The organism is Actinokineospora enzanensis DSM 44649 (genome assembly GCF_000374445.1).
GTDB classification, from domain to species: Bacteria; Actinomycetota; Actinomycetes; order Mycobacteriales; family Pseudonocardiaceae; genus Actinokineospora; species Actinokineospora enzanensis.
Map to the genome: position 1 here is coordinate 1 of NZ_KB894478.1, position 4,818 is coordinate 4,818.

General features: G+C 69.5%; 6 protein-coding genes. 4 read left to right on the plus strand and 2 right to left on the minus strand.

What is annotated here, in order from left to right; all coding sequences use genetic code 11:
• Positions 1-167 (minus strand): helix-turn-helix domain-containing protein (locus tag C503_RS45495; protein WP_342663438.1); only part of this gene is annotated, 167 nt, incomplete at its 3' end.
• Between the two features lie 365 nt (positions 168-532).
• Here C503_RS45495 and C503_RS0136905 point away from each other — a divergent pair.
• Positions 533-772, plus strand: coding sequence for a DUF6480 family protein (locus tag C503_RS0136905; protein WP_018687210.1), 240 nt, complete (start codon positions 533-535; stop codon positions 770-772).
• Positions 773-806: 34 nt separating this feature from the next.
• On the opposite strand, the gene C503_RS0136910 is transcribed toward C503_RS0136905, so the two are convergent.
• Complete coding sequence (locus C503_RS0136910; protein ID WP_018687211.1) at positions 807-1,229, minus strand: CBS domain-containing protein; 423 nt, start codon at positions 1,227-1,229, stop codon at positions 807-809.
• 177 nt (positions 1,230-1,406) lie between these two features.
• On the opposite strand from C503_RS0136910, the gene C503_RS0136915 reads away from it, so the two are divergent.
• The 3 genes from C503_RS0136915 (at position 1,407) to C503_RS0136925 (ending at position 4,339) form a co-directional block, all read left to right on the plus strand.
• Positions 1,407-1,808 (plus strand): ATP-binding protein, encoded by a 402-nt coding sequence (locus C503_RS0136915; protein ID WP_018687212.1) that lies wholly within the window; start codon positions 1,407-1,409, stop codon positions 1,806-1,808.
• Positions 1,805-2,602, plus strand: a complete 798-nt coding sequence (locus C503_RS0136920; protein WP_018687213.1) for a SigB/SigF/SigG family RNA polymerase sigma factor — start codon at positions 1,805-1,807, stop codon at positions 2,600-2,602. Before C503_RS0136915 ends, C503_RS0136920 begins: the two co-directional genes overlap by 4 nt.
• Before the next feature lie 93 nt (positions 2,603-2,695).
• Positions 2,696-4,339 (plus strand): glutamate--tRNA ligase, encoded by a 1,644-nt coding sequence (locus tag C503_RS0136925; protein ID WP_026317077.1) that lies wholly within the window; start codon positions 2,696-2,698, stop codon positions 4,337-4,339.
• Positions 4,340-4,818: the final 479 nt, after the last annotated feature.

Consider the following 4,818-nt stretch of genomic DNA (forward strand, 5'->3'; position numbering starts at 1 on the left):
GAGGCCGCGCGATACCCCTCGCGACCACCGTTACGCGCGACCTCCCGGGCGATCACCGAATGATGCCTGCCCAACAACCGGCCAATACACCGCAACGATCTTCCCGCGCGTAATTCCCGCGAAATCGTCTCCCGCTCTTCCACACCCAACACCACACGACACGCCACCGAGGCAATCTCCGATCACTCATGAACCCATGAAGATCATCTCACAGGCGGCGCATCGACCCATTGAGGTCAAGGTCCCCCTGATTCCACTCTACCTGGGAGAACTGAGATCTCGCCGAGAAGTCGATCTTGGCTGTGGACAACGTCGGGGAGCCGCGTTCGTCAAGAGGGACGGCGTACCTGGGGATGAATCCGGCCCCTTGTGGACAATTCGAAGGGGGTCCCCCTGTTTCCATTTTACCCGGGTGAGCGGGAGGCGGGAGCGGGTATTGATCTTGGCTGTGGACAAGTCGGGGCGGAGGGATGGTTCTGGCGGGTGTGGTGGGTAGCCGGCGGGATGTCGACCGTGGAGGAGGCGAGTTCCGATGACCGCCATGCCGCCGGATCCCGACCCGTACCGGACGCCCGGACTGGAGCCGGGTGGTGGGGTTCGCCCGGGTGACACGCCGCCGGACTCGGGGAGTACGACCGTGGGGCTGTCGCGGCGTGAGCGGTATCCGAGTCGGGCGTGGCCGATCGCGACGTTGGTGTTCGTGTTGTTGTTCGTACTGGCGGTGGTGGGGCTGACGGTGGTCAGCCTGCTGGGCATCGTGAAGATCTTCTGACGCCTCGGGGCCACGTGGCCCCGAGGCGCCCCGGTCACCGCGACGACGAGGACAGGGCCTCCAAAAGCTCACCGACGCGGGGGGCGGGCATGGCGCGGGCGACGTCGGCCTGGGCGACGATGCCGACGAGGTCGTGGCCGTCGATCACCGGCAGCCTGCGCACGCCGTGCCGGGCCATGGTCGAGAAGATGATCTCGGCGTCGTCGTCCGCGCCGACCGTGATCGGCCTGCCCTGGGCGATGTCCCCGGCGTGCACCGCCATCGGGTCCTTGCCCTCGGCCAGGACCTTCACCACGATGTCCCGGTCGGTGAGCATGCCGTGCAGTCGATTGTCCTCGCCGCAGATCGGCAATGCCCCGACGTCGAGCGCAGCCATCATCCGAGCGGCCTCCAGGATCGTCTGCGATGAGCGGACGCAGGTGACATCCGAGCTCATGATGTCGCGTGCGGTGGTCATATCCGTCTCCTCTCCGGTGCTTGCCCCTCCCCCGTCGGCTACCCGGGGCACGCGGCGGTGACACGGCGTGCCACCCAGGTGTGGAATCCGCGATCGGGGGTACCCGAGGCGCGTGATCCGCGACACCGTCGGGCTGTCCGGCCCGGGGGTCGGGCCGGGGCGGCCGGGGACGAGGCGATGCGCGAGCAGACGGGCGAGGTGGTCGAGCTGCGGGTGGAGGCCACGCTGGCGCAGCTGCCCTTGGTGCGCACGATGTCCACCGCCGTGGCCATGCGGCGGGACTTCGATATGGAGTCGATCGCCGACCTGCGGCTGGTCGTGGACGAGGCGTGCTCGCTCCTGGTGGCGCGGGCGTTGCCGTTCGGGTCGCTCGGGGTGCGCTATCGGGTGACCGACGAGGACGTGCACGTTCGCTGCGTGGTCCCCGTACTGGACGACACGCCGCTGGAGTGCGGGGGTCTCGGCTGGACGCTGCTCGCGGCGTTGACCGAGTCGGTCGCGACCGGGGTTTCCGAGGGTGACGTGTTCGCGGAGATGTGCATCGAGCTCCGCCTGTCGAGGAGGGCGACCGCCGCGTGACCCAGCCACAGCTCGCGAGTTCCGCTCGCCGCGCGGAGAACGCCGGCTACGCCCACCTCACGCCGTTGTTCGCGATGCTGCACCAGCTTCCGGCGGACGATTCCGAACGCGCGTCACTGCGGTCCGAGCTGGTGACGGGGTTCCTGCCGGTCGCCCAGCACATCGCGCAGCGGTTCGCCAACCGCGGCGAGCCCTACGACGACCTGCTGCAGGTGGCCACGGTCGGGTTGATCAACGCGATCGACCGGTTCGACCCGGCCCGGGGCAGCGACTTCCTGTCGTTCGCGGTGCCGACGGTGATGGGCGAGGTCCGCCGCCACTTCCGGGACACCAGCTGGGCGGTCCGCGTGCCGCGCAGGCTCAAGGAGCTGCACCTGGCGGTGAACGCGGCGACCAGCGAGATCTCGCAGCGCCTCGGCCGCGCGCCCACCCCCTCCGAGCTGGCCAGACACCTGGAGATGCCCATCGAGGACGTGTACGCGGGACTGGAGGCGGGCGCGGTCTACCGGTCGCAGTCGCTGGACGAGATCATCGGGCCGGACGAGGACAACACGTCCGTGGGCGACCGGATCGGCATGGAGGACCGGGCGCTGGCGGGTGTCGAGTACCACGAGACGCTCAAACCGCTGCTGGCAGAGCTACCGGAGCGTGAGCGGCGCATCCTGCTGTTGCGTTTCTACGGCAACCAGACCCAGACCCAGATCGCCGACCAGGTCGGCCTGTCGCAGATGCACGTCTCACGGCTGCTGGCCAAGACCCTGGCCGGACTGCGGCAGGCCATGCTCGCGGACTGAGCCGGGAAAGTGGACTGCGGGGATTGCTAGCCTGAGGCGGTTGTCCCTGTCCACTCCATGATCGGGTTCACCCCGGAAGCGAGACTCCACCCCATGCTGGACCGCGCGGTCATCGACGCCCTGTTCCCCGCCGACCTGCCCGAGCCCGAGCACTGGGAACAGCGCTACCCGGCCCGCGCGCTCCCGGACGGCGCCAAGGTCACCCGGTTCGGGCCCTCGCCGACCGGGTTCGTGCACATCGGCGGGATCTACGTGGCCACCATCGACCGGGACATCGCCACCCACTCGGGTGGCTCCTACCTCGTCCGGGTGGAGGACACCGACCAGTCCCGCGAGGTCGAGGGCGCGCTGGCGCAGTTCGCGCGCGCGTTCGACTACTTCGACCTGCACCCGGACGAGGCCGACGACCAGGGCGACTACGGCCCGTACCACCAGTCCGCGCGGGAGACCATCTACCTGACGTACGTGCGGGAGCTGCTGCGCGCGGGCAAGGCGTACCTCTGCTTCGCGACCAAGGACGAACTGGCCGACATCTCCGCACGTCAGCAGGCCGTCAAACTGCCGACCGGGTACTACGGCAGCTGGGCGATCTGGCGCGACGCGACCCCCGAGGACGTGGCCGCGAAGCTCGCCGAGGGCACCCCGTACGTGGTGCGGTTCCGCGCGCCGGACGATGCGGTCGGCCAGCGGACCAGCTTCGTCGACGCCATCCGGGGCGAGCTGGAGCACGAGGCGAACCGCAACGACACGGTGATCCTCAAGTCCTCGGACACGTCACCGCGGCTGCCGACGTACCACTTCGCCCACGCGGTGGACGACCACCTCATGCGGGTGAACCTGGTCATCCGCGGCGAGGAATGGATCTCGTCGGTGCCACTGCACCAGCAGCTGTTCACGGCGCTGGACTTCGAGCCGGTCACCTACGCGCACATCGCGCCGCTGATGAAGCAGATCCCGGGCGGCAAGCGGAAGCTGTCCAAGCGCAAGGACCCGGAAGCAGGCGTCGACTTCTACATCGAGGCGGGCTACCCGTCCGCCGCGATCCTGTACTACCTGCGCGGCCTCGCCAACGGACGACTCGCGGAGGTGCCGCTGACCGACGCACTGGCGACGCCGATCGACCTGGCGCAGTGCGGGGTGGCCGGGCCGTTGGTCGACCTGGTCAAGCTGGAGGACATCAGCGCGGACCACATCGCGACGTTGAGCGGCGAGGAGGTCTACGACGCGGTGCGCGCGTGGGCGGCGGTCTATGACCAGGAGCTGTCCTCCGTGTTGGCAGAATCGCGTGAGCTGGCGCTGCGGGCGATCGCGGTCGAGCGTGGTGGGGACAATCCGCGCAAGGACCTGCGCAAGTGGTCGGACTTCCGGGCCGCGTACGGGTTCTTCTTCTCGCAGCTGTTCACACCGCTCACCGGCGCGGCCGACGAACGCCTGGCCGCCGTGGGTCTCACACCCACCGTGGCGTCCGCGTTCGCGCAGGACTTCGTGGCGTCGTACCAGCAGCTGGCGACGCAGCCGGAGTGGTTCGACCAGATCCGACAGCTGACGGTGAAGCACGGATTCGCGCCCAGCCCCAAGGAATTCAAGAAAAACCCAGACGCCTACCCGGGCTCCCTCCGCGAGGCCTCCCAGCTGGTGCGCGTGGCTCTGACGGGCTCGACGCGCAGCCCGGACCTGCACGCCATCACCCAGGCACTGGGCGAGGACGAGGTCCTACGGCGGTTGCGCGTGCTCTGAGCGGCGGCTCTTGGCGTGGGTTTGGGCTGAATGCTGGCCGCGATCGCGGCCAGCACACCCGGCAGGCTCGCTCGGGTCACGCGCCGCACACGGGTCCCAGGCGGCAGCGGTCTGCGACCGATGGCCGCCGTGGGACCCGCTGTCTGTCGTGTGCCCCTACCGTCGCCGGGACCACGGGCGATGCGCGCGGTGCGCTACCGGACGGCGGCTCCCCGTCGGCCTGTGGGCCAGTGCATCCCGGCCGGGTCCGTCAACCGCCCGTCCTGGACGGCCGTCCTCCCGGTCTGATCCGCCTCGGCCGCTCCTCCCCCCAGCTCCGACTCCGCTTTCACGTTCCCCGCACCAGCACCACTCCCGGCACCTGCACCCCACTTGCACGCGTGCGGTCTCGTGGTCCCGATGGCGCTTCCGACAACGCCGCTGGGCCGGGTCCCGATGCCTTGATACCGACGGCGCCCTCGATCTCGCGCGGCCCGGGT

Bases quoted from the DNA above. Each gene is read 5' to 3' on its own strand.
- C503_RS0136915 (WP_018687212.1), top strand. From the start codon at position 1,407: ATGCGCGAGCAGACGGGCGAGGTGGTCGAGCTGCGGGTGGAGGCCACG.
- C503_RS0136910 (WP_018687211.1), bottom strand. From the start codon at position 1,229: ATGACCACCGCACGCGACATCATGAGCTCGGATGTCACCTGCGTCCGC.
- C503_RS0136925 (WP_026317077.1), top strand. From the start codon at position 2,696: ATGCTGGACCGCGCGGTCATCGACGCCCTGTTCCCCGCCGACCTGCCC.
- C503_RS0136905 (WP_018687210.1), top strand. From the start codon at position 533: ATGACCGCCATGCCGCCGGATCCCGACCCGTACCGGACGCCCGGACTG.